At 43.9% G+C, this 24,668-nt stretch carries 18 protein-coding genes and 6 tRNA genes; 9 read left to right on the top strand and 15 right to left on the bottom strand.

Annotated features, from left to right (window positions below; translation table 11 throughout):
- The first annotated feature begins 308 nt into the window (after positions 1-308).
- Positions 309-2,435 (top strand): S8 family serine peptidase, encoded by a 2,127-nt coding sequence (locus tag KO531_RS08275; RefSeq protein ID WP_168824331.1) that lies wholly within the window; start codon positions 309-311, stop codon positions 2,433-2,435.
- Positions 2,436-2,445: 10 nt separating this feature from the next.
- Positions 2,446-2,913: a hypothetical protein gene (locus KO531_RS08270; RefSeq protein WP_168824329.1), complete on the top strand. Its 468-nt coding sequence runs from the start codon at positions 2,446-2,448 to the stop codon at positions 2,911-2,913.
- A gap of 46 nt (positions 2,914-2,959) precedes the next feature.
- Here KO531_RS08270 and KO531_RS08265 read toward each other — a convergent pair whose 3' ends face one another.
- Positions 2,960-3,859: a LysR family transcriptional regulator gene (locus tag KO531_RS08265; RefSeq protein WP_168824327.1), complete on the bottom strand. Its 900-nt coding sequence runs from the start codon at positions 3,857-3,859 to the stop codon at positions 2,960-2,962.
- A 162-nt stretch (positions 3,860-4,021) separates the two neighbouring features.
- Between KO531_RS08265 and KO531_RS08260 the strand changes: the two genes are divergently transcribed.
- Both KO531_RS08260 and KO531_RS08255 read left to right on the top strand, forming a co-directional pair.
- The gene (locus KO531_RS08260) at positions 4,022-4,498 is read left to right on the top strand and encodes a DoxX family protein (protein WP_219250882.1); all 477 of its coding nucleotides are present in this window, start codon (positions 4,022-4,024) and stop codon (positions 4,496-4,498) included.
- Between the two features lie 97 nt (positions 4,499-4,595).
- The gene (locus tag KO531_RS08255; protein WP_219250881.1) at positions 4,596-5,411 is read left to right on the top strand and encodes a class III extradiol ring-cleavage dioxygenase; all 816 of its coding nucleotides are present in this window, start codon (positions 4,596-4,598) and stop codon (positions 5,409-5,411) included.
- 135 nt (positions 5,412-5,546) lie between these two features.
- Here KO531_RS08255 and KO531_RS08250 read toward each other — a convergent pair whose 3' ends face one another.
- On the bottom strand, positions 5,547-6,422 hold the full coding sequence (locus KO531_RS08250) for a 1,4-dihydroxy-2-naphthoate polyprenyltransferase (RefSeq protein ID WP_028761099.1): 876 nt from the start codon (positions 6,420-6,422) through the stop codon (positions 5,547-5,549).
- A gap of 342 nt (positions 6,423-6,764) precedes the next feature.
- Between KO531_RS08250 and KO531_RS08245 the strand changes: the two genes are divergently transcribed.
- The 4 genes from KO531_RS08245 to KO531_RS08230 all read left to right on the top strand — a co-directional run bounded on the left by KO531_RS08245 (position 6,765) and on the right by KO531_RS08230 (position 13,847).
- Positions 6,765-7,703 (top strand): SDR family NAD(P)-dependent oxidoreductase, encoded by a 939-nt coding sequence (locus KO531_RS08245; protein WP_173243966.1) that lies wholly within the window; start codon positions 6,765-6,767, stop codon positions 7,701-7,703.
- Positions 7,704-7,940: 237 nt separating this feature from the next.
- Positions 7,941-8,807: an acyl-CoA thioesterase II gene (gene tesB / locus KO531_RS08240; RefSeq protein WP_028761097.1), complete on the top strand. Its 867-nt coding sequence runs from the start codon at positions 7,941-7,943 to the stop codon at positions 8,805-8,807.
- Between the two features lies 1 nt (position 8,808).
- Positions 8,809-9,210, top strand: coding sequence for a YbaY family lipoprotein (locus tag KO531_RS08235; protein ID WP_028761096.1), 402 nt, complete (start codon positions 8,809-8,811; stop codon positions 9,208-9,210).
- 740 nt (positions 9,211-9,950) lie between these two features.
- Positions 9,951-13,847: a S8 family serine peptidase gene (locus tag KO531_RS08230; RefSeq protein ID WP_219250880.1), complete on the top strand. Its 3,897-nt coding sequence runs from the start codon at positions 9,951-9,953 to the stop codon at positions 13,845-13,847.
- Positions 13,848-13,931: 84 nt separating this feature from the next.
- Here the strand turns inward: KO531_RS08230 and KO531_RS08225 are convergent, their stop codons facing one another.
- The gene (locus tag KO531_RS08225) at positions 13,932-14,813 is read right to left on the bottom strand and encodes a LysR family transcriptional regulator (protein WP_028761094.1); all 882 of its coding nucleotides are present in this window, start codon (positions 14,811-14,813) and stop codon (positions 13,932-13,934) included.
- A gap of 162 nt (positions 14,814-14,975) precedes the next feature.
- Here KO531_RS08225 and KO531_RS08220 point away from each other — a divergent pair, with 162 nt between their 5' ends.
- Positions 14,976-16,223, top strand: a complete 1,248-nt coding sequence (locus KO531_RS08220) for an MFS transporter (protein ID WP_219234031.1) — start codon at positions 14,976-14,978, stop codon at positions 16,221-16,223.
- Positions 16,224-16,239: 16 nt separating this feature from the next.
- Here KO531_RS08220 and KO531_RS08215 read toward each other — a convergent pair whose 3' ends face one another.
- The 12 genes from KO531_RS08215 to KO531_RS08160 all read right to left on the bottom strand — a co-directional run bounded on the left by KO531_RS08215 (position 16,240) and on the right by KO531_RS08160 (position 24,191).
- Positions 16,240-17,619, bottom strand: a complete 1,380-nt coding sequence (locus tag KO531_RS08215) for a sigma-54 dependent transcriptional regulator (protein WP_028761092.1) — start codon at positions 17,617-17,619, stop codon at positions 16,240-16,242.
- Positions 17,620-17,623: 4 nt separating this feature from the next.
- The gene (locus KO531_RS08210; protein WP_219250879.1) at positions 17,624-19,420 is read right to left on the bottom strand and encodes an ATP-binding protein; all 1,797 of its coding nucleotides are present in this window, start codon (positions 19,418-19,420) and stop codon (positions 17,624-17,626) included.
- A 129-nt stretch (positions 19,421-19,549) separates the two neighbouring features.
- Complete coding sequence (locus tag KO531_RS08205) at positions 19,550-20,947, bottom strand: TRAP transporter large permease subunit (RefSeq protein ID WP_219250878.1); 1,398 nt, start codon at positions 20,945-20,947, stop codon at positions 19,550-19,552.
- Positions 20,947-21,603, bottom strand: a complete 657-nt coding sequence (locus tag KO531_RS08200) for a TRAP transporter small permease (protein WP_173497702.1) — start codon at positions 21,601-21,603, stop codon at positions 20,947-20,949. The genes KO531_RS08205 and KO531_RS08200 overlap by 1 nt, the downstream gene beginning before the upstream one ends.
- Positions 21,604-21,662: 59 nt before the next feature.
- Positions 21,663-22,682, bottom strand: coding sequence for a TRAP transporter substrate-binding protein (locus KO531_RS08195; RefSeq protein WP_173497703.1), 1,020 nt, complete (start codon positions 22,680-22,682; stop codon positions 21,663-21,665).
- 473 nt (positions 22,683-23,155) lie between these two features.
- Positions 23,156-23,386, bottom strand: coding sequence for a hypothetical protein (locus tag KO531_RS08190; protein WP_105252063.1), 231 nt, complete (start codon positions 23,384-23,386; stop codon positions 23,156-23,158).
- 166 nt (positions 23,387-23,552) lie between these two features.
- A tRNA-Val gene (locus KO531_RS08185) sits at positions 23,553-23,628 on the bottom strand.
- 26 nt (positions 23,629-23,654) lie between these two features.
- Positions 23,655-23,730: transfer RNA gene (locus tag KO531_RS08180), tRNA-Val, on the bottom strand.
- 28 nt (positions 23,731-23,758) lie between these two features.
- Positions 23,759-23,834 (bottom strand) — tRNA-Val (locus KO531_RS08175).
- A gap of 48 nt (positions 23,835-23,882) precedes the next feature.
- A tRNA-Val gene (locus KO531_RS08170) sits at positions 23,883-23,958 on the bottom strand.
- Between the two features lie 37 nt (positions 23,959-23,995).
- A tRNA-Val gene (locus KO531_RS08165) sits at positions 23,996-24,071 on the bottom strand.
- 44 nt (positions 24,072-24,115) lie between these two features.
- Positions 24,116-24,191: transfer RNA gene (locus KO531_RS08160), tRNA-Val, on the bottom strand.
- Positions 24,192-24,668: the final 477 nt, after the last annotated feature.

Raw genomic sequence — 24,668 nt, 5'->3', positions numbered from 1 at the left:
AATTACATTTAGTCTAATGATTTTATTGGTTAATTTTCTTGTGATTTAAAGGTTAAACTAAATTTAGTATGTCTATTTTTATTGGGTTTATAGCTAGGAGATATATATTCAATCTACCGTTCTGTTTATTGTCGTTTTCATTCTCATTATTCATATGTTAAAAGATGTATCACCAATAAATGCTAATGTTGGTTTTTGGTGTTCAATAATAATTAAAATAACAGTATTTAATGCGGATAAATAACGAGTAAATCCTAGTTATCCAATATTAAATAATAAAATGTAATGACAAGAAGGAATGTCTATCCATGCGTATGTCCATTGTTGCATTAAGCATCACGGCCGCCTTATTGACGGCTTGTGGAAGTGACAAAAAGGCTCCTGAGCCAGTTGCTAAGGTCAACACAGCACCAACAACTGTCGATATGACCATTGATGTGTCGCAGTCTCTATTATTCACCGGCAAATTAGATGCGACAGATGTCGAAGGTGGTTTGACTTACTCTTTAGTTGATCCTACTGATTTAAAACTAGGTACTTTTACTCTAGTTAATAAGAATACTGGTGAATTCACTTATTCTTCCGATGCGAGTGAAGGTACTGAAGTTGTCAGATTTAAAGTATCTGACGGTCAGTATCAAGCAGAGGCCAGCTTAACGATCCATATCAGAAATGGCGATCCATTATATGCTTACCAGTGGCATTTAAAAAATACAGGACAGAATGCTTTTGCGCTAAACCGTGGTGTCGCTGGTGAAGATATGAATGTGAGTGGTGCTATTTCAGACCAATTTATGGGACAAGGCGTGATCGTCGCAGTGGTGGATAGCGGCTTAGAAATTGCTCATCCAGATCTGATGAACAACAGTGTGAATGGTGGCTCATACAATTTAATTACTGGTACTGTTGACCCTACACCTTTCTCCGGTTCTGCTGATGCTGCTCATGGTACTGCAGTAGGTGGGATTATTGCAGCCGAAGGTTGGAATGGTATCGGTGGTCGCGGTGTGGCGCCTAAGGCAAAATTGATTGGTTTCAACTTCTTAGATTCTGACCCAACAGGCAAAGTTAAAAATGTTCAAACATTTGAAAACTTTACAAAATCACATGGTGCCAGTGCCTACAGCGACAGTGCGCGTGTCTTTAACCAAAGCTATGGTTACAGTGTGCCATTTCCCGATAAATTTAATGAAGATGAAACCGAAGTTTATCAAGATATTGCAACTCAAAGCTTCGATGGTAAAGGCAGTATCTTCGTTAAATCGGCAGGTAATGGTTATAAATACTACCGTTGGAATACTTTTTGGATACCGGGAGATTACTTCACGGCAACGGCGGAAAATCCGGCTAACCATGGTTTACCTTTCCATAATTCCAACATGTCCTCTGACAATGCTAACATTTATAACTTAGTCGTTAGCGCGATTAATGCTAATGGTGAACTCTCTAGCTATTCATCTGTGGGCTCGAATATTTTTGTAACAGCCCCCGGTGGTGAAGATGGGGGTGATGATCCTGCGATTGTAACAACGGATTTTATGGGGTGTAAGAGTGGTTCAGCGATTGCAGAAGATCGTCCAAGCACGCCGTTCCACGGTGGGTTACATCCTTTAAACTCAAATTGTGATTACACTTCAACGATGAACGGTACCTCATCCGCGGCACCAAATACTTCAGGTGCAGTCGCTGTGATCATGAGTGCAAATCCAGATTTGACTTGGCGCGATATACGTCATGTTCTAGCCAAAACTTCAACCAAAGTGAAAGCTGATATTGCGGCTAAAACCGTTACTATTGGTCAGGGTGAAGGTGCTCCAGAATATGCTGCTATTCCGGGATGGCAACAAAATGCTGCGGGTTATTCATTCCATAATTTTTATGGTTTTGGCCGTGTTAACGTCAGCGAAGCGGTAAAACTGGCTAAATCCTATGCTGAGGATTTAGGTGAATACGTGGTAACTGAATGGCAAGCAAGTCAAGAATTGGCAAAAACGATTCCTGATGCGGACGTCAATGGTGTCAGTGATACTCAAGTGGTGGCGGATGATTTAGTGATTGAAGCTGTACAAATCGAGTTAACGGCAGATCACTTACGCCTACCGGATCTGGCTGTTGAGCTAATATCTCCAGCAGGAACTAAAAGTGTGTTAATGACGCCTTATAATGGTTTGGTATATCAAGGTGTCATGGATAAAACCAACCCAGAAGATTTAGTAACAGGTTTCGATGCGACGCCTATGCTGTCTAATGCTTTCTATGGTGAATCATCAAAGGGGGAATGGACCATCAAGCTTATCGATGTAAATAGCGGGGACTACTCGTTTATTCAATTTGATAAAGGCCGTACTCCTATTTCTATTGCTAACGAAGCTGATGGTAAATTGAAAGGTTGGTCAATTCGTTTCCATGGCCACGCTGCCAAGTCTGCATCTTAAGGAGTATTAAATGAAAGCATTGAATCTATCATTAGTTGCAGTTGCTCTTATGTTATCTGCACAAGCTATGGCACATGACAAAATCGATTTGGATAAACCTCAGGAAGAAGTAAAAGAGGTTACTATGAGCCGAGCGCAATTCTTGAACTTAGACAGCCAATATTTTGTCAAAACTGACGCTGGCGTGGTGAAAGAAGCAAAACAGTTGACGAAAGGGCAAAAAGTGGTGACTCAGTCTGGTAAGCCATTTGCAGAAATGACAGGAAAATTGGTTGTTAAGCTCAAACCTGGTGTTTCTGCTGCGGATTTTGCAAAAGCTCATGGCCTGAAAGTGGATTGGCAGAACAAGAGTAATTTACTCTTGTTAGCCGCTGAAGAAGGCACAGATCTCATCAGCTTAGTGAACGCGATTAAGGCGTCACCCGAAGTTGAACGAGCTAAGTTAGATCGTGCCATTGCCAAACAAGAAATACAGTAGTTTTTGTTTGATTTAAAAGGGCCTGTTGGCCCTTTTTACTTTTTAATTATGCAAGTTCATCAGTAGCAAAGGCGATCAGCTTTTGCCAGAGTGCTTGGGCGACGGGGCCTAAAGGTGAGTGGGGTTTTCGCATCACATAGTAATCGAGTTGAATATTGTTTTGCCTTTCGCGTAGATCCAATGCAATCAATGCGCCTTGTTTGAGTGAATCTTCAATCATATAGTGCGGCAGCTTGCCCCAGCCCATACCACTTTGAATAAGCATTTTCTTGGTATAAAAATCATTAACATACCAACGTCGTTGCCCCGCCTGTACCCCAAACTCAATATTCGCAGTGCCTGAGCCCGTATCTTGGATCACGATTTGGTATTCATTAACGAGCTCTCGTGCGTAGGTCAGTGTCGGATGACGCTCAAGCATGCGCGGCGCGGCAACATCGAGAAGGCTACCGGAAAATAAATAGGCTAATTCTAAATGGCTCGAACGTATGGGTTCTATTCCGCCTGCGGAGATGATGATTTCGGCTTTATCTTGATTCAGCGCTTCGAGCGCACCAGTTAAAAACTCTTGTTTGAGAATAATTTGGGTATAGGGAAACTCATTTTGAGTCAGCTCTAAAATCGGCAAAATTCGAGCGAGATTAAAGGAGGCTTCAAAAGCTAAGGTGATGCTTGCTTCGTTACCTTTGGCTAAATGCTTCGCTACTTGCTTCATTTCTTGCGCTTCATTCAGTACCCGCAGGGTATGTTGCAGCAGTTTTCGACCTTGCTCAGTGATGGCGAGTCGATAACCTTCGCGATTAAACAGGATAAGATCGAGTTGGGATTCTAACTGTTTGATACTTTGGCTAATGGCGGGTTGGGTTTTATGTAACTTGTCACTGGCAGCTTTGAGTGAGCCCGCCTCAGCTACGGTTTTAAACATCAGCAGTTGGTCTAAGGTCACAAGGATTGCTCGCAAGTTATAAATTATTAGTTTATGAGATATTAGATTTTATTCCATATTTATTTATCTTTTATCGGCTCATAATCGATTCCATTCTCACTAGTCGTCTGCGAATTTATACCCAAGACTGACGGCAATATCACGTTTAATGGGGTGTGTGCGATGCGATTTTCAAACTTATGTGATACCAAGGGTTCAAGTATCAATGGCTTAGAGGTTGATACACAGAAGTTATTCCTTTGTGCCAATACACTCAATCGCGCCGCTGCAACCGTCACATTGGCGATGATCATAGTGTTTTTCATCTCGGGATTTGCCAAGTTATTTGGCATGTCTATGTTCCATGTTCCGTTCACATTAATGAATCTTCCCACCGGATTTGGCTATTTTATTGGTTTGATGGAAGTGATTGGCGCCCTTGGATTGTGTCTACGTGACTACCGAGTGCTATCGGCGAGCGGTTTACTGGCGATTATGCTGGGGGCGATTTATTTCCACTTTAACTATGAAGCGCCGATTAATGCACTGCCGGCATTGAGCTTATCGGCAGGACTCTTTCTGGTTATCAAACTGGATGAAATTATTGAGCGTTTAGTGCAATTTCAGCGGCAGTTGGTGCTGAATCGCTCCGCATTTTAAGCGTGCATTGAAGTGTTATGTAGAACAGTGAGTTAAGCGAGAAATGCTGAGTTTAAAGCCAGTAGTACAGATATAAGTTAATCAACACGAGAGGATTATGATGCAAGTTAACGCGAGTCGTATGCCAGTGCTATTTGTGCCCCATGGTGGTGGCCCTATGCCTTTGCTCAATGATGTTAATCACAGGGAGTTGCGTGCATTTTTAACTTCAGTAACAGCGCCAATGCCAACTCCGAAGGCGATTGTGTTGATCACTGCCCATTGGGAAGAATCTGTGGTGACTTTGTCGAGTAGCCCAAAGCCAAGTATTTTGTATGATTACTATGGATTTCCACCTGAGGCTTATCAGCTGACATATCCTGCACCCGGTGAGCCAGAATTAGCCGCACAGATTGCGAATATGCTAGCGGATAAGGGCATCGCCGCCCGCTTAGATAGTGAACGCGCATTTGATCACGGTACCTTTGTACCACTTAAGTTGATGTATCCTGAGGCGAATATTCCCGTGATGCAGATGTCGTTAGTCCACAGCCTCGATCCTAAAACCCATATAGCGATTGGGGAGGCTTTAGCGCCGCTGCGGGACCAAGGGGTGTTGATCGTGGGGTCTGGCATGTCGTTTCACAATATGCGGGCATTTTTCTCAAGCGATCTCACAGTGCAAAGCCGCAGTGCAGAATTTGATTATTGGTTGACGCAAACTTTAACGGCAAGTGTTAGTTCTGCCGAGGTAAAAACAGCGTTAACTCATTGGCAATCAGCCCCTGAAGCGCGTTTTAGTCATCCGCGGGAAGAACATTTATTACCGCTACATGTGTGTTTTGGTGCAGGCCATAATGGTTCATCCCATGCCGAACGCAACTTTAATGGTATTTTGTTAAACACGCTGATCTCTGGTTATATCTGGCAATAAATGGGGGGAGGATTGCCCTCGTCGATAATAAGCCAAATTGAAGTCGTGCAGCGGCCAATAAAAAAGGTTCGTATCTATCGAAGATATGAACCTTTTTTATTCAGGATCGTTTGTCCTAGCTTAATGGTTTTACTCTCATGCGGTAAAAACTAAACCCACGCTAAACAAGGTACTGAAAATCATGGTTAACTTAGCTGTACGGCCGAGTAACGGATTTAAGGCTTCACCAGAAACCGCATAAAAATCGCTACTGAGTTTGCGGGCAATAAGCAGAGATAATCCCGCAAGTAGTACTGGTAAGCCGGGTAAAATACCGAATAAAAAGCCAGCGATGACTAAGCCAAAGGGCAAATAGATTAAAGCTTGATAAAGCACTTTTGCCTGAGCTTCGCCAATACGTACCGCTAGAGTATGCTTGCCCGCTTGGGTGTCGGTACGGATATCGCGAGTGTTATTCACCAACATAATCGCAGCGTTGAATAAGCCAATCGCACAACCTAATAACCAAGCATTAATAGTCGTATCGCCCGCCTGCAAATAATAACTGCCCACCACTGCAACTAAGCCAAAAAAGACAAATGCCGCGACTTCACCGAGCCCATGGGAGGCGAGGGGATAGGGGCCACCACTGTAGCCAAGAGCACCTAAAATAGCGGCTGCGGCGAGAATGGCGATAGGCCAGCCTCCGTGCCAAATCAGATATGATCCCACGGCAAGCGCCATTAAGAGACAAAATATCATGGCATTGCGAACGCTTGTTGGTGAAATTAAACCACTTTGAGTCACGCGAACGGGCCCTAAGCGCTCGTCTGTATCTATGCCGTTTTTAAAATCAAAATAGTCGTTAGCGAGGTTGACGGCGATTTGTAATAAGACAGCACACAACATTGAAGTGGCAGCGATTAACCAGCTGTAACTCTCAAGATGCAGGGCGAGAATGTTGCCTATCAGTAGGGGACCTATGGCCGCGGGTAGCGTACGGGGTCTTATTGCTAAAATCCAAGGATTCATGGCGTCCAGTCGTTATTGGTAAATGGAAATGGTACCGAGCAAGGGCTCAATTAGCGCATAGCATAACAAGATTTAACACGAAAGTGAGCACTATCTAATAAACGCATTTAACAGAGTTTGAATTGGCGCACATATGTTCACTGATGCAGGATGAGATTTGTCGTTAAGTTCAAAGAAAATCAAAAAAGTCTGTGTTTCCATAGTTAATGTTGATGGAGGCTTTGTGCTGTCCATGACATAGGCGTAACGCTAAATACTCTGTTTAGTAGATAGCATAGGCGGTTGTTACCCTATGCTCGTTATTTTTTGCCGCTACAACAATGCCGATAAGGACATATTTGGATGCGTTTTGACAATAAGGTGGCATTAGTCACTGGGGCTGCGGCTGGGTTAGGTCGAGCGTATGCCATCATGTTGGCTGAACGGGGGGCAAAAGTGATACTTGTCGACCAGCCGTTATCGTCTTATGAGTCAATTTCCACCGACGGCGCTCAGACGAGCCAAGCCAATTTAGAATTAATGCAGACCTATTGCAGCATTATTAAACTTGGTGGAGATTGCATTTATTTTGTGCTTGATGTGAGTCAGCGAAATGAAGTGAATAGCATGATTGAAGAGGTGATCCTACGCTGGCATCGCATTGATATCTTGATTAATAACGCGGGCGTTTATGGTGCTTGTCCCTTTGAGCACATTAAACTTGAGCAGTGGCAACGGCAATTGGATGTCGATCTCAATGGCAGCTTTTATCTCACTCAAGCTGTTTGGCCTTATATGCAACAACAGCATTTTGGCCGGATAATGATGACAACGGGAGCCTCGGCCTTGTTCGGTGACTTGCATCAAGTTGGTTTTAGTGCGAGCAAGATGGCGCTGGTTGGCATGGTGAATAGCTTATCATTAGAAGGTGAAATTCATAATATTCGAGTCAATAGTTTATGCCCTCAGGCTGTAACTGCGATGACGGCCAAACATTTAGCGAGTGCGATTCAGCCGCTATTTTCCTTTGAATCATTAACGGCGACTACGGCTTTCTTGGTGAGTGAACAGGCGCCAAATGGTCAACATCTACTCGCCGGAGCGGGCAGTGTTAGCCACGGCATGTTTGTCGAGTTTCAGCCTATGTATTTTAATGAAGGTCTTTTTACGCCAGATAACCTCGCGCAGCAGTGGCCACAGTTACACCAATCCTTCCCCGTGACTTTGCACTCCTGTGGAGAGGATAAGGTTTTGTCTTGGTCTAAGTTAAGTGCGCTAGAACATCACATTAAAATCGATTGATTCATCATGCTTGTATTTGAACTAAGCCTGCATCTACAGCGATTTAAATGCAGTAAGTGGCTCAATAAAGCCGTAAATGCTAACCACAATAAATAACATAGACACTCCTGCGTGCCTCGTTTAATTCCTCACCGTTGGAGTGATGATTTGATTGTGAATAATCGATAGAAGACTGGTCAGCTTAAGGCTAACTGAGTTACCCTTTAAGATTAATTGCTAATTACGCAGTAGGATCCCATGAGTCAGGTATTAGACGATCTTTTATCATTACTTTCCCTTGAGCAAATTGAAATTGGCCTCTTTCGTGGTCAAAGCCAAGATCTGGGTTTTGGGCATGTGTTTGGTGGTCAAGTGATGGGCCAAGCACTGAGCGCAGCAAAACAGACTGTAGCTGCTGAGCGTAAGATCCATTCATTACACTCCTACTTTTTACGTGCAGGTGACGAGAAGTTGCCGATTGTTTATGAAGTAGAAAATATGCGTGATGGCGGTAGTTTTAGCGCTCGTCGGGTTAGTGCTATTCAAAAAGGTCGCCCTATTTTTCATATGACCTGCTCCTTCCAAGAACCTGAGGAAGGCTTTAGTCATCAAGCCGCTATGCCGCAAGTGCCCGGACCTGAAGGTTTGTTGAATCAGCAGGAATTGGCGCTGACGATGCGGGATAAAGTACCGCCGAGCATACTTGAAAAGTTTATGGCCGATGCGCCAATTGAGATGCGATTGGTCAATCCACTGCACCCTTTTGCGCCTAAAGAAACCGAGCCGTACCGTTATGTTTGGATGAGGGCTAATGGTCCTATGCCAAATGATGCCCATATCCATGAATATTTACTCGCCTATGCCTCAGACTTTAACTTTTTAGTCACGGCAGCTCAGCCCCACGGTGTATCCTTCTTAAGTCCTGGGGTACGAATGGCGACGATCGACCATGCGATGTGGTTCCACCGTCCGATTAATATGGGAGAGTGGTTGCTTTACAGTATCGATAGCCCTAATGCTAGCGGTGGCAGAGGTTACGTCAGAGGGCAGTTTTTCAATCAACAAGGCGAGTTAGTGGCTTCTTCTACCCAAGAAGGCCTGATACGCATGGTAAAAGGACGTTAGTATGTATCTGAAAATAAAATCGTTTATATTGTTCTCTCTCATGGCTGTCTTGCTCAATGGCTGCGTGACTGTAACACCTGATCAACCGATTATCATCAATGGCGCAGCTGGCTATCTAGAGAAGATCCCATTACCTCAAGGCTGCCAAATCATTATTGCCATTATTGATTTGAATACTCCAGGTGTCATCGTCGCACAAAAAACCTTCAATATCGCCAGAGCACCTGTGCCATTTAAATTTACATTGCCCGCTAAATCGATCGATAAAAGTATCCAATATGGCGTAGTGGCGATGATTAAGTTTCAAGACCAAGTGATCTTCCAAACCTATGACAGGTTCCCAGTTATCAATAATGATAAGTTCACGACAGAAGTGTTAATGAAGGCGGTGATGGCTAATTAACCACTGGCCACAACTGCAATAATATTGTTTTTATATTGATGAAGATTTAGCCCTTTCAATTCTATATTGAAAGGGCTTTTTTGTGGTCAATAATCCGCTTGCTATGCTGTAAATGTGAGATTAAGTATTAACTTGCTCTATACAGGATTAAGAATATTAATGCATAAGTTAGTTAATTTTTATAAGGGGTATCATTTTGTAAAATATCATACAAATACAATATGTATATATTTTGTTAAATTAATGATGTGATTTTTGTTGTTTGTTGTTTCGTAAAAGATCTTTTGCGTTTATTTTGTAACTAATGATATTTATAAAAAAGAATATTTATTTACGGGTATTCATTCTGTTTAACCTAAGAGTATTTTTGAGCTGACACTTAAAGGTTAAGTTTAAATATATGATTTAATGTTTATTATTTGTTTTTATCGATTTTTATACTACGACTTATCGTTGGGACATAAAATAGTCTGATAAAGGTTCTATGGATTTATTTTAACAAGGTATGAGCTTGTTCATCATTTACTGAATTACGTTCTGTTAACTTACTGTTTTAATTTGTATCATCACGTGTTACAAATTATCGCGATAAAACTCAGTGATCATCATCACAGTAAATTGAATGGTTATTCATAAAAAATGTCAGTTACGGGTGATGTTTTTGGTTGCCGCAGCGTTTTCATGCCACCCAAACCTGAGTTTTATAAATCATACAACTTATAAGAATTAGGGAAGTCACAATGAAAACTAAAATAGCATTAGCAGTGTCTATGGCACTGTTATCGTCGGCGGCAAATGCACAAACCGTATTATCACCTACGGGTGAAACCTTGCAGTTAGATATTCCAAGTGAATTACAAGTCACTTCATTACGCGGTAACGCTGCCGGAGCTGAGGTTAAGTTTGTACCAGAAGCAGATTTAGGTGAGGGTGAATATACTTATATCGTTCGTTTACGCGATAGTTCGGTTGCTAATTACCAAGGAACTATTCCAGGATTGAAAGCGACTAGTTCACAAAGAGTGCAGGTAAACGGTACTTCAAAAGTTGCTGTGAACGGTAAACTTGATGCTTCTAAAGCTGAAGTCAAAAGTTATGTTAGTTATTTGAAAGTAAAACAGAACCGATTTTTAGCTAACGCGAGTGCGGCTATTGGCACTAATCTGCAACCATTAACGACATATCAGTATGCGTTAAACGGTATGGCGGTTCGCATGACTCAAGCTCAAGCGAAGAAAATGGCTGAGTTACCTGAGGTTGCGTTTGTTGAGCGCGAGCGTATGGAGCAAATGGAAACCGATGTCAGTCAAGCGCTTATCGGTTCTCCTAATGTATGGGATGGCAGCGCGACGGGCACGAAAGCCATGGGGGAAGGCGTGATCGTCGGTATTATCGACTCAGGTATTAACTCAGATCATGCTTCATTCGCCGATGTTGGCCAAGATGGCTATGACCACACAAACCCATTAGGTCAAGGTATCTATATTGGTGATTGTAAAACTGATTTCGCGAGCATGTGTAATGACAAGTTGATTGGAGTTCGCAGTTACTCTGAGATAACAAATAACTACGACGATGCAAAAGTGTTTGGTGACACCCCTCCAGCTAAAAATGGTGAGGATTACGGTGGGCATGGTACTCACGTTGCGAGTACCGCAGCAGGTAACATCCTAGTGAATGTGCCTTATGTGCAAGGTGAAACAGGTAAGTTAGAAAGCGATGGCATTGCGACAGGCCTTGAATTTAAACAAATCTCAGGTGTTGCACCACATGCAAACATTATAGCTTATCAAATTTGTAATCCGGGTAATGCGGGCGACACTTATTCTGGCTGCCCGACCGCACCGATTTTAAAAGCCTTAGATGATGCGATTAAAGATGGCGTCGATGTGCTTAACTTTTCTATCAGTGGCGGTGGAAACCCGTGGAATAGTGCGACGGAACAAGGCTTTTTAGCCGCGCGTAATGCGGGGATTTTTGCTGCAGTGGCTGCGGGTAACACACGTGCCGCGACAAGCACGAGCCCTGCGATTAATCAAACACCTTACTCTACGCCTAAAAATGCACCTTGGTATACTTCGGTCGCTAACTCGACTCATAACCGTGACATAGTACGCGCCGTGGAATTTAATGGTAAAAACTATCATTACACTGCTGGTTCTGGTCCGGTTCAAACTGAAGTGCTCAAAGGTGTTCCCCTTTATGCTGGCGCAATCGATGCGACCAATTTTGAAGCCTGTAAACCGTTCCCAGCAGATGCCTTTAAAGACAAGATCGCCGTTTTAAGACGCGGTGTTTGCTCATTCGATATCAAAGTGGCCGCAGCAATGGCCGCTGGCGCTAAGGGTGTGATTGTTTTCAATAGAGATGGTGAAAATAATGCGCGTCTGACTATGTCGGGGCTGGATAAATTGAATATTCCAGCGGTATTTATTGGTGATATTGATGGCTTAGAATTGATTGCTGCTATGGCGGCAAATCCTGCTCTTGAAATCACGCTGTCTCCAACCCCTAAAGTTGCCAGTAAAGAAGCGGATGTTTTATCTGCCAGTTCATTGATTGGACCTAACCTGACTAACGATGTACTTGTACCCTATGTCGCTGCACCGGGCAGTGACATCTACGCAGCTTATTCCGACCAACAGTTTGGCCATGATGAAACAGGGACAGATCCTGCTGATTTCACTTTGATGTCAGGTACTTCAATGGCGAGTCCTCACGTTGCGGGGGCAGGTGCGTTACTTAAATCACTGCATAAGGATTGGACGCCAGACAACATTCGTTCTGCGCTAATGATGACGGCAACGACAGCCCAAGTCATGAAAAAAGCCGATGGTAAAACCGTTGCAGATCCGTTTGACGTGGGAGCTGGTCGTATTCGTGTTGATTTAGCGGCAAAAACGGGCTTAGTGATGGATGAAAGTGCCTTAAACTACGAGATTGCTAATCCTTCGACAGGTGGCGATCCACGTAAGCTAAACATTCCAAGCATGGCTGATTCACGTTGTATCGATACTTGTACTTGGACACGTACTGTCACTGCAACGGCTGATGGTAGCTGGACTGCAAAAGGCGTTTCCGCAACGGATAAATTCGCGTTAACTGTGACGCCAGAAAGCTTTAATCTCAAAAAAGGTGAAAGCCAAACGATTACAGTGACTGCGGATGTGACTGACGTCGGTGCAAGTTGGGGCTTTGGTAACTTAGTATTAACGTCCGATACTTTCCCAACGGCTAATATGCCGATCGTAGCTAAGATAGCTAAACGCGATTTACCTGCTTTGGTTAATGTTTCAGCCTCACGTGATGCAGATGAACGTAATTTGGCGCACTTGAAAGCGATTGATCTACCGGGTGTTGCGGCGACAGTGACTGCACTTAAGTTAAGCGCTACTTATGAATCAAGTGTGAAACAGGATTCAAATACCGGTAGTGCATTTGATGATTTGGCCGATGGCGTAAAAGTATTTAGCTTTAACGTTGAAGACAAAGCTTTATATTTCAATGCATCAATCGGTAATACAACCTCTCCTGACTTAGACATGTTTGTGATACTCGATAAGAAAGATGGTAGCAAGCTTTCAATTGCTGCATCTTCTGCTTTCGAGGGTTCAAAGGAAAGTGTATCTATTAAGAATCCAGTGAAGGGCGAGTATATTGTCGTTGTACAAAACTATCAGGCATCTGCAGCCGATGCGGATGATGCCTTTAGTTTAAAACAAGTAACCTTATACGATGAAGCGGGTGATAACTTAACTGCAAATCTTACGGGTGATCATAAAGATTTCAATGTCAACTTAGCATGGAAACAAGCGATGCTAGTGGGAGATGCTGGCATCGCTATGCTGACGCTGACCACCACTGATGACAAAGTCGCACCTGTTAAAATTCCGGTCGTATTTGAGCGCGTCAGTGATGACGTATTACCCCCTCTAGGCAGTACTGTTTCTGGTGAATTAACACCTGGCACCGCTAAAGTGATGAAGACACGTATCGAAGCGAACAAAACGCAAGAAACCCGTGTTTACACCCTAGAGGCGTTATTACCAGAAGGTCACGAAGTGGCTAATATCAGCCATCAAGGTGCGCAAGTGGGCAATAAGATCACTTGGACTATCGAAATGGCTTCTGCTGCTGCGGCATTAGATGTCACATTTGACTTAGTGCCACGTAAGGCGAGTCAAGGCAACATAGTGGCATTGACCAACAAAGTGAATAACGACTCGGCTGAAATCTTGAAGCAGGAGTATCAATTTGATGTTCCAGAAGTGGCGCCAGTCGCTGTGATTGAAGCTCCTGCCACTGTCCAAGAAGGTAAACCTTTGTTCATCGATGCGAGCAAGTCGTCGGATGCCAACAATGATCCTTTGACCTACAAATGGACTCAGTTAGGGGGCGCCAGCTTTAACTTTGACGCTAATGCGGCCAAGCTTAATCTCGTTGCACCAAACGTGAGTGGCTCTGCTCAGACTGTTTCATTCCAACTGACAGTATCTGATAACCACGGCAATAAAGATTCAAGTGTTGTGTCTGTATCTGTGACTGAAACACCAGCCAAGAAAGATGATGGTGGTGCCTTAGGTTGGTTAAGCTTGTTGTTGCTACCTTTTGCTTTTGGTCGTCGTAAACAAGGCTAAACCCTCAGAGAAAATCGGAAGGTTTAATGGTAAGAGAGAAGGGCTGATATTGATATCAGCCCTTTTTGTATTTGCTGGTTTGGGTTAGCGATTTGACATTAAAAAATCGACAAATGCGCGGTCTGCTTGGCTGACGGGGCGCTGCTTTTTCCATGCAATATGGAGGTTTAAAAATACCGGTGGATCGAAGGGTTTGGCTAAAATGTCATCTTTTGAGCTTATCGCCATCTCAAGTACACTGGTGATCCCAAATCCTTGGGAAACAATCTGTTTAATCAGATTAATCAAATTGGTCTCGAAGGCAATATTGGGCTTTTTGCCTAATTCTTTGGCTTGAGAGAGTATCCACTCTCGGTGGAAATAACCTGTTTTGAACATCACTAATTCATGGTCGAAAAAGTCATGTAGACTCACAGCGCTATGTTCCGCTAAAGGGTGTTCGGCACCCATAGCGATCACCATTTGCTCACGGATCAACAACTGACTATCAAATTCGGGCTGTAGGTCTTGGGCGGTAATGATCGCAATATCCACTTCTTCCTGTTGCAACATGCGCAGTGCATCCCGTGTCCCGCCTTCAAACAGTGATAGTTTCAATTCGGGGTATTTATGCCGAAAAGCCATTAAGCGCGAGGGGAGATAGAAAGAACCCAGCATGCCCGGCACGGCAATGCGGACCTCTCCCGAGGTGAGATTGGCCATGGCGCGGATTTGCGCTTCGGCCTGCTTAACTTGTTTTAGGATCAAAGTGGCGTGTTGATGCAGGACTATACCTTCGGCCGTGAGTGTGAGCAGTTTATCATTCTTGTTGCTCGTACGATTGACTAAGGTGACGCCGAGTGCGACCTCTAAGCGTTTAATACTTTGACTTAACGCGGGCTGAGCCATATTCAGTTTCTTGGCTGCGGCGGTAAAGCTGCCGGTATTGGCAAGGGCATCTAAATGTTTGAGTTGGCGAATATCCATTAATCGGGCTCGTACTATTTTATCAGTGGCAAGATGTGTACTTTTGGCGCACTATTTCTATAACAAAAATCAATGATTACGATAGATATTATCTATTATTGTTATGTTATGCCCAGTGATAATCTTTGTCTATCCTATGAGTGCTACTTGGTCGAGGCTCCCGTGCAAGCCGTATTAGATACTATGATTGACAATAAACAGCGTGACACCCGATTGATGTGGGCGCTCTGCGTCGCTTCAGTGGTGGTCTATATCAACTTGTATTTAATGCAAGGCATGTTGCCGCTGATTGCGGAACATTTTGCGGTATCAGGCTCTAAAGCAACCTTGATCCTGTCGGTGACCAGTTTTTCCTTAGCCTTTTCATTGCTCTTGTATGCGGTACTGTCAGATCGTATCGGTCGACACACTCCAATCATTGTCAGCTTGTGGTTATTGGCATTGTCTAACTTACTATTAATTTGGGCACCGGATTTTAATGGGTTAGTGCTAGTACGATTGCTACAAGGTGCATTACTCGCTGCCGTACCTGCGATTGCCATGGCGTACTTTAAGGAGCAATTATCACCAAGCACTATGCTGAAAGCCGCAGGCATTTATATTATGGCGAACAGTATTGGCGGGATTGTTGGACGTCTGCTCGGTGGTTTAATGTCGCAGTTTTTATCTTGGCAAGAATCTATGTGGTTGCTGTTTCTAGTGACGTTAGCGGGGGTGGCTTTAGTGAACTATTTGCTGCCTTCACTTGCCGATGCGCAGTCGATGTCACCCAGTAACACTGAGCCTTCCTTATCAAAACGCGCCCGTTTAGCGCAAGATCTTCATGGCTTTAGTCATCATCTCACCGATGCGCAAATGCGTTTGGTCTACGCAATTGGCGGCTTGACCTTTATGATGATGGTGAATCAATTTAGCTTTATTCAACTGCATTTGATGGCTCCACCCTATGAATGGAGTCGTTTCCAAGCCACCTTGATTTTTCTGTGTTATTCCAGCGGGACTATTGCGTCGTATTTCACTGCGAAATGGCTCGCCAAATTTGGTCAACATAAGTTGTATCAGTGGTCTTGGTGCGTGATGTTGCTCGGCAGTTTACTGACCCTGTTTGATACGACCTTAACCATCAGCTTAGGTTTTTTAATGACCGCCTGTGGGTTCTTCCTTACCCACAGTTGCTGTAATTCCTTTGTTGCAATGCGGGCCAGTCGTGATCGAGCTAAGGCAACATCACTCTATTTATGCTGTTATTACTTAGGTGCTGCGATTGGCGGCCCTTATTTGATGATGTTTTGGCACGAGGCACAGTGGCGCGGTGTGGTGATGGGATCGTTAACCTTATTAGCCTTGATCGCCTTAGCTATCACCCGTTTGCATTACCATCAAACTCATGTCAAACGGGCGTTGGTCTAAAGCTTAAATATGCCTTTTAGTCATCGGAATTAATGTACTGTTTGCGGTCTAAATCGTATTTACGCATTTTGTCGTAGAGGGTTTTTCGGGGCAGTTCTAGCTGCTCCATTGTCTGCTTAATACTGCCCTTGTTGTGGCTAAGTGCTTCTTCAATCAGTACCCGTTCAAAAAACTCTACCCTTTGTAGCAAGGACATACTCGAGTGCAGGCTTGGAGTATTGCCTAATGTGCCAGCAAAGGCGGCTTCTCCGCCCAGCAGCACAAAGCGTTCGGCGAGATTACGTAACTCACGCACATTGCCTGGCCAGTCGTGGGAAGTAAGTATTGCGTTTTGCTCCGCATTTAAGGCGATAAGCGCTTTGTGATAGCGTGCCGATGCGACGCGGGCAAAGTGTAAAAAGAGTAACGGAATATCTTCACGGCGATCTCTCAGGGGAGGGATGGGCACAGTCACCAGATTTAAGCGATACAACAAGTCTTGGCGAAATTCCCCGGTGTCACACAGACCTTTTAAATCGACTTTTGTAGCCGCAATCACGCGAATATCTAAGTTGATGCTCTTGTTAGAACCTAAACGTTCAACCTTACGGTCTTCAAGTACCCGCAGCAGTTTTACTTGCAGCGACAGTGGCGTACTTTCAATTTCATCTAAAAATAACGTGCCACCATTGGCATATTCAAATTTGCCAATGCGCATCTTATCGACGCCAGTAAAGGCCCCCGCTTCGGCGCCAAAGAGTTCACTTTCAATCAGGTTTTCGGGAATTGCACCACAGTTTATGGCGACAAAGTTGGCTTGGCTGCGGCTACTGTGGTCGTGTAAATAGCGGGCAACAAGTTCTTTACCTGTACCGGTTTCGCCTTCAATTAACACATCCGCAGGCGTATCTATCACTTGCGTTATGATGTGGCGCATACGGTTGATGCCGACACTGTTACCCAAAATACGAGGGCCCGGTACGCTTTGGCTTTCGAGATCCTTTTTAAGCTTGCGGTTCTCTAAGGTCAGACTGCGTTTTTCTAAGGCGCGTTTAACCACATCGAGTATATGTTCGTTATTAAAGGGTTTTTCGAGAAAGTCGTAGGCGCCTTGTTTTAAGGCATTGACTGCCATGGCAATATCACCAAAACCAGTGAGTAGGACGACGGGGAGATCGGGATCTTGCAGACGGATTTGTTGCATTAAGCTGATGCCGTCTAATTGTGGCATGTTGACATCCGATATCACCATTCCCGCCCAATCTTTATGCAGCAACTTAGCGATACCTTTGGGTTCTGTGGTGGCGAGCGCCTTAATGCCCTCCAGTTCAAATAGTTGAACGAGAACTGTGCCTATGTGCGGCTCATCGTCGATGATGAGAACAGAATAATCTTGAATTGAATTGGGCACACTCATAAAACTAACGTTCCTCGAGCAAGTAAATAGGTAAAATAATCTGGAAAATAGCGCCACCCTCTTCGGCATTGGCAACGTTAATTTGGCCTTGCATGGATTCGATAATACGTTGTGAAATCGATAAGCCTAGCCCCAGTCCGTGCCGTTCGTTGGTGGTAAAGTAGGGTTCGAAGATTTTCTCCATTTGGCTTTCACGTACACCCGGGCCTGAATCTTGGATACTGATGCAAAACTTATCTTCACTGGTCACGCGGATAACCAATTGGCGTTTAACCGATTGTTGCATAGCGACAATAGCGTTGCTCATAATGTTGACAAACACTTGTTGTAATCTAACCTTATCGCCCCAAACCTGATAGTTGCCGTTGGGTAATTGCACATCGAGTTCAACACCCTGTTTATCAATTGCAGGTTGAACTATGGTCAGGGCTTGCTTGATACAGCGGCCAATATCGGTTGCGCTATCAGCGCCTTGGCTCTTGCGGGTAAAGCTTTTAAATTGCCCAACAATATCGGCTAATCTGTCGGTAAGTTCAATAATAATCTTGATATTATCCAGTGCCTTATCTTGCATATCACGGGCGAGAAAAGTTTGGGTATTTTGGGCATAGCTGCGAAGTGCCGCGAGTGGTTGATTGAGTTCATGGTTAATACTGGCGGATAAACTGCCTATCACTGTCAGTTTTGCTGCTTGGATCAGCTCATCTTGAGTATCTTTGAGTTGATTGTTGGCCTGCTGTAAGTCCTGAGTACGTTCTTCAACTCGCTGTTCTAAAAGGCTTTGCGCTAGTTGCATTCGGTGTAGATTGCGACGGCGCTCGGCGTTAAATAGGATGCTGAGTGCAAGCAAAAGATAAATACTAGCTGACAGTAACATCAGCGCGGGCAAAGAGGTCAGTAAAGGTTTGATTGGCGCTAAGATGTGTACTCGCCAGCCTGCCTTAGCCATTGATTGGTGGATGTCCATGTATTGTTCATGGTCTGTACCCGTTTGTAGTTGGTAGAGCATAGCTTGACTACCACTTTCATAGAGTGGCTTCATCAACAACTCTCCTATGGGACGTTCTGCATAGCGTTTAGAGGCATTAAGGGCATATTGCTTGGCTTGGGTAAGCGGGGTTAGTGATTTTAACCGCCATTCATCGATACTGGAAATAAAGACGATATCTTCAGGATCACTGATAAGGAACTGATACTGACCCGCAATTGCGATACTGGTACTTTGTTGCTCTATGTCGGCAATGTTAACTTTGACTATGATGGCCCCAAGTATGCCTTTACCACCTTGTTGATAAATAGGGTAAGAGAAATAAAATCCGCGCTTATCTGAGCTGGTACCCACTGCATAATAACGGCCTAGATTGCCCGAGATAGCATCTGTGTAATAGGGTCTAAAGGAGTAGTCCTTGCCAATAAAGGAAAAACTTTGTTGCCAGTTACTGGCGGCAATGGCGATACCTAAGGCATCAATCAGATAGATATCGGATGCTTCGGTGACATGCTGAATTTCTTCGAGATATAAATTAAGCTCTTGAACTTTATCTAGATTCTGCTGGTCGTTCAGGACATTGGCGAGCATTGGGTTAGTCGAGAGCACGTGGGGAATACTTTCGTAGCGCGATAGTGCACCATCGAGAAAACTGACTAATTCCTTTAGTTGTTTCTCCGATTGCTTTTGGATCTCGATTTTACCTTGATGCAAATGCACCCAGTAGGTCAGTTTGAGGGTTGCAAATAGGCCTGCAAGTAACACAACGGTCAGAAAGAGGCGTTTCTTGGCCTTAGGCGTCATGGGCAACATGGTGGTTATCCTGATAAAGCAACGGGATCAATAACTGATACTGCGCATAATAAAACAAAGCGAGCCTGACTAGGCTCGCTTAAAATCTATCTGTAATCAAGGGGTAATCTCACAACCTTGAATTGCAGACTAATATCCACGCATCGAATCCAACCATTCAGGTAAGAAGAGTGAAATCTGTGGTACGTAAGTAATCAGGACTAAGAAGGCTAGCATCACGAGTAACCAAGGCAGAACCGACTGAATCACCCAACCAATACTGCGCCCCGTGATCCCCGCGGTGACAAAGAGATTGAGTCCCACCGGCGGCGTTAGCATACCGATCTCCATGTTCACGACCATTATGATACCTAAGTGGATAGGATCTATGCCTAATTGCGTTGCAATAGGGAACAGAATTGGCGCCATAATGAGTACAATCGCCGATGGCTCCATAAAGTTACCGGCAGCAAGCAACAGTAAGTTAACGATGATCAGGAATCCCCAGGCGGGTAAACCCATGCTAACAATATACTCAGCAATAATGTGAGGGATACGTTCTGTGGTTAATACATGCGCAAATAGCATAGCGTTAGCTATGATAAACAGCAGCATGATACTGACCTTGGCACCATCGCGCACAACATGACGTATATCTTTGTCGATAGGCGTTTTAATCAGTCCTAAGAACATATGGCCTAAGTTACGCGCAGTTGCTTTGGCTAAGTTTTCACCTTGATTACGCCATGCTACGTCTTTTAATGGCCCGATATCACGGTAGCCAAATACCGCAATAAGGTAAGCATATACACAAGCCACAGCTGATGCTTCGGTTGGGCTAGCGACGCCACCATAGATAGAGCCTAATACGATAAAGATGAGTGCTAATCCACCCATTGCCTTGGCACTTGAAATCCCCAGTTGTTTAACGCCAGGGAAAGGACGTGAGGGCAAGTTTTTAAAGCGGGCAACGATATAAATGACGATCATCAATATAAATCCCATCATTAAACCTGGGATTAAGCCTGCCATAAACATTTTTGCAGCCGACACTTCAGTTGCTGCGGCATACACTAACATGACGATTGAAGGTGGGATCAAAATCCCGAGAGTGCCAGAGGTCGTGATCACGCCTGCAGCAAATTTTTCGGGATAACCTGCTTTTACCATGCCGACTATGACGATAGAACCAATTGCAGCAACAGTTGCAGGAGATGATCCAGAAACTGCAGCAAACAGCATACACGCCATAACGGATGCCATTGCTAATCCACCACGGACATGTCCAATACTGTCCATGGCAAAATCGATAATCCGTCTAGCAACACCACCCGTTGATAGGAAGGCGGATGACAGAATAAAGAAGGGGATAGCGAGTAAAGTGTAATGCTCTGATGAAGACTCATACAGCTTGAGTGCAACTGAAGCTAAGGAGTCATTCGAGAACAATAAAATCGTCAGCATGCTGGAAAAACCTAATGCGATAGCGATAGGCATACCGAGAAACATACATACGAATAGGGCGGTAAATAGGGTTGCAATAGCCATTATTTAGCCTCCTTTTGGTCAGAGACTGGATCTACTTTAGCGTTTTTAGCGCTCTCATCGATTAAATGCATACTTTCTTTCGCTTCATCGGCAAATTGGAAGCCTGAGACTTGGTCACGCAGAATGGCGATAAAGAGTTCGACGAAACGCCAAGTCAACATAAAAAAGCCAATGATTAAAATACTTTGAGATAACCAAATCGGTATTGCGCCGTCTTCAATATCGATTTTTAAAGTGTTCCAAGCAAAATCTGGATCAAGGCTTTTTAATATAAATTGTGGGAAATGAATGTCTTCCATAGGCAAACCGATTTGATACATCTGGCTTAAGTAATCCCAACTGCCTTTTAAAAAGAGTCCGCAGTAGACGATACAAACAAAGGCAGTAATAAGAGATACTATCTTTTTAGCCTTTGGCGCTAAATTTTTAACAAACGCATCGACACCAATATGGGCACCGACTTTAACCCCATAGGACATACCAAATAACACAAACCAACCGCAAAAGGTTAATGTAAGTTCTTGGATCCAAAGAAAACCCGTGTTGAAGAAGAAGCGGGCGACGACTTCTGAAAACACTAACAGCGTCATCAGAGTGATCAATAAATTGAGCACACCTTCTTCAATATAACCAAATATTCGCGATATCACAGCCATAATCCCCTCGCTGAAATGGCCGCCTAAGCTCGGTTGAGCTTAAGCGGCTATCATCATTATTATTTATTTGCAGCAACAGCAGCATCAATCACATCTTTACCGATTTGATCTTCAAACTTAGCCCAAACAGGTTTCATTACCTCAACCCATTTTTGACGTTCAGCAGGAGACAGGGTCACTAACTGTGAACGTTTAGAATCAAGGATTAACTTTTTGTCTTCATTGTCTTTTTCAGCAGCAATCTTGTTACCTAATGCGATAGATTCGTCTAAAGCTTCTTTGATGATCTTACGTTTGTCAGCTGGTAGACCTTTCCAGAAAGTGTCAGAGGTCACGACCATATAGTCGAGAACACCGTGATTACTCTCAGTGATTTGGCTTTGCACTTCATAGAACTTTTGTGAATAAGTATTTGACCAAGTGTTTTCTTGACCATCGATAGCGCGGGTTTGCAGCAGGGTAAAGACTTCAGAGAAAGGTTTTTTCACAGGGATTGCACCAACAGCATCAAACTGGGCTGCTAGAACATCAGATGCCATAACGCGGAATTTTAAGCCTTTTGCATCAGCAGGATTTTTAAGTGGTGTGTTAGATGAGAACTGTTTCATACCATTGTGTAAATAACCCAGACCGACAATCCCTTTACGGCTCATGGAGTTCAGTAATGTTTGACCAGCTTCACCTTGTTGGAAACGGTTCACGGCATCCATATCATTGAATAGGAAAGGTAAATCGAATATTTGTAGACGTTTAGTGTAACGCTCAAACTTTGAGAGTGAAGGCGCGACAAATTGTACGTCGTTTAACAGCAGTGCCGCTAGTTCGTTGTTATCCCCAAATAACTGTGAGCTAGGAAATACACTGACTTTGTATTCACCTGGTAAACGTTGTTCAACGAGTTCTTTAAATTTAAGTGCCATTTGGCCTTTAGGTGTGTTTTCTGCCACTACGTGTGAAAACTTAATTTCAATCGGTTCTGCAAATACGTTAAAACTGGTCGCAAATACGGAGGCAACAGCGAGCATTTTGACTAAGGTTTTGAGTGGACGGGTCAATCCAGTTTGTTGATTCAATATCATCTTGAGTTCCTTTTTCTGTTGTTAGGATTTGTCCTCAGTCTTGGTTAGTTTGTTACCAAGTTTGAGTAGGAATACAGCCTTGATTTCCCTGAGGTCTGTCTTACTAAAGGCAAATACCACGCCAACTTACACTGGCTTCTGTAAGTGTTTGGTTACTAAAGTGTAGTTCATTTGATGTTTGTCACACTTTTAGTTTGGTGGGTGAGATCTCGCTCACAGTGATTTTGTGTTTGGGTGGAAACCCACCCATAGTGAAGATCGGCCCCAAATTGACGGCTCTTGTCGTTGCAGATAAATTAAACAAACTTAGTTATTTTGAGATCAAAAAAAACCGTAAAAGTATGCGATATAACGACAAATACAAATATTGTGGTGAGCTGCTTTAGGAGAAGAAGTGTAGGTGAGATGTGAAGTCTAGGGAGGTTAAGTCGATAGCTATCGTAGTCAATTAAGACACAATTCATTTGATGCTGTTAGTCATCCTCTAAAAGAATACGTTTAAGGATAGCATCGCTAGGTAACAAGGCTAAATGGCCTTGTTCATCAAAGTACCAACCGGTAATAAAGCCTTTTTGGCGCATGCTGACGAGATTATGCATGACTTCCCGCGCTTCTTTTAGAGCCGTTTGCTCATCGCAGGCGTGGGTATGCTTTAAATAAGTGGCGATATTGGCAAGAGAAGCGGATTGACTGACACTGGCCATAATGTTGATCTCCAAAAATGCTAAAGCAGAATGAAATCAGGCTGAGTGTCGATAGTCTTAGTATTTAACGAAATATAAAATGCCGAACAGCATAATTTATCACTCGCTGATTGAGATCAAGCATAGTTTAGTAAGCGCGTGGGTAAAGTTTATTGGGGGAGAAATATGGTGGTCGCTACTGGGCTCGAACCAGTGACCCCCTCCTTGTAAGGGAGGTGCTCTCCCAGCTGAGCTAAGCGACCTGGGATATAACGTGTGTTGCAGAATATGGTGGTCGCTACTGGGCTCGAACCAGTGACCCCCTCCTTGTAAGGGAGGTGCTCTCCCAGCTGAGCTAAGCGACCTGGGATATAACATGTGTGTTGCAGAATATGGTGGTCGCTACTGGGCTCGAACCAGTGACCCCCTCCTTGTAAGGGAGGTGCTCTCCCAGCTGAGCTAAGCGACCTGGGCATTCTTAAATTACACATTTTTTAAGTCATTCTTCACTAAATAATGGTGGTCGCTACTGGGCTCGAACCAGTGACCCCCTCCTTGTAAGGGAGGTGCTCTCCCAGCTGAGCTAAGCGACCTGGGAATGACTTTTACACATTAATACATTAAGTTATATGGTGGTCGCTACTGGGCTCGAACCAGTGACCCCCTCCTTGTAAGGGAGGTGCTCTCCCAGCTGAGCTAAGCGACCTGGGATACAACATTTTGTATGCCATAATTTCTTTGTAGAAAATATGGTGGTCGATACTGGGCTCGAACCAGTGACCCCCTCCTTGTAAGGGAGGTGCTCTCCCAGCTGAGCTAATCGACCTCGCTGTGTGGAGCCGTATTATAGGGAGGTTCGATCTAGTGTCAACGCTTTTTAGTGAAAAAAGCATTGGTCGCGCTATTTTTGTCCACATTGGCTTAATGCTAATCACGCCGCCGATCAAAGTGTTATTTAATTCGCCAGTCAATGGTACGTAATTCGGACGCTCGCGATTAAATATGGGTTGAACTCATTCCATTCACCGGACTTTTTTGTGGTAAAAGTGCTGAGGAAGTGAGTGATTTTTAAAAATTAGTGCATTAATGGCATGAGTGCATTAATGGTATGAGTGCATTGATAGTGTATAGATGCGCGTGTTCGATGGCGCAGATATTTATAGTCGAAGGAATATAGGTGTAGAGATTTAGGGGTTGAAATATAAAGCCTGAAAAATCATCTCAAGTGTTAGCATTTATCAATGGTGGTGATCGCAATAGTGCCACCTTTATATATCGCTTTATATTGGCTTCCCTATAAAAG

It is taken from the genome of Shewanella sp. NKUCC06_TVS, assembly GCF_019345515.1.
Taxonomy (GTDB): Bacteria; Pseudomonadota; Gammaproteobacteria; order Enterobacterales; family Shewanellaceae; genus Shewanella; species Shewanella oncorhynchi.
This window is presented reverse-complemented; position numbering and strand designations above follow the sequence as displayed.

Bases quoted from the DNA above. Each gene is read 5' to 3' on its own strand.
- KO531_RS08210 (WP_219250879.1), bottom strand. From the start codon at position 19,420: ATGTTGCCCATGACGCCTAAGGCCAAGAAACGCCTCTTTCTGACCGTT.
- KO531_RS08275 (WP_168824331.1), top strand. From the start codon at position 309: ATGCGTATGTCCATTGTTGCATTAAGCATCACGGCCGCCTTATTGACG.
- KO531_RS08255 (WP_219250881.1), top strand. From the start codon at position 4,596: ATGATGCAAGTTAACGCGAGTCGTATGCCAGTGCTATTTGTGCCCCAT.
- KO531_RS08190 (WP_105252063.1), bottom strand. From the start codon at position 23,386: ATGGCCAGTGTCAGTCAATCCGCTTCTCTTGCCAATATCGCCACTTAT.
- KO531_RS08245 (WP_173243966.1), top strand. From the start codon at position 6,765: ATGCGTTTTGACAATAAGGTGGCATTAGTCACTGGGGCTGCGGCTGGG.
- KO531_RS08195 (WP_173497703.1), bottom strand. From the start codon at position 22,682: ATGATATTGAATCAACAAACTGGATTGACCCGTCCACTCAAAACCTTA.
- KO531_RS08250 (WP_028761099.1), bottom strand. From the start codon at position 6,422: ATGAATCCTTGGATTTTAGCAATAAGACCCCGTACGCTACCCGCGGCC.
- KO531_RS08225 (WP_028761094.1), bottom strand. From the start codon at position 14,813: ATGGATATTCGCCAACTCAAACATTTAGATGCCCTTGCCAATACCGGC.
- KO531_RS08230 (WP_219250880.1), top strand. From the start codon at position 9,951: ATGAAAACTAAAATAGCATTAGCAGTGTCTATGGCACTGTTATCGTCG.
- KO531_RS08205 (WP_219250878.1), bottom strand. From the start codon at position 20,947: ATGGCTATTGCAACCCTATTTACCGCCCTATTCGTATGTATGTTTCTC.
- KO531_RS08270 (WP_168824329.1), top strand. From the start codon at position 2,446: ATGAAAGCATTGAATCTATCATTAGTTGCAGTTGCTCTTATGTTATCT.
- KO531_RS08215 (WP_028761092.1), bottom strand. From the start codon at position 17,619: ATGAGTGTGCCCAATTCAATTCAAGATTATTCTGTTCTCATCATCGAC.
- tesB (WP_028761097.1), top strand. From the start codon at position 7,941: ATGAGTCAGGTATTAGACGATCTTTTATCATTACTTTCCCTTGAGCAA.
- KO531_RS08235 (WP_028761096.1), top strand. From the start codon at position 8,809: ATGTATCTGAAAATAAAATCGTTTATATTGTTCTCTCTCATGGCTGTC.
- KO531_RS08260 (WP_219250882.1), top strand. From the start codon at position 4,022: ATGCGATTTTCAAACTTATGTGATACCAAGGGTTCAAGTATCAATGGC.
- KO531_RS08200 (WP_173497702.1), bottom strand. From the start codon at position 21,603: ATGGCTGTGATATCGCGAATATTTGGTTATATTGAAGAAGGTGTGCTC.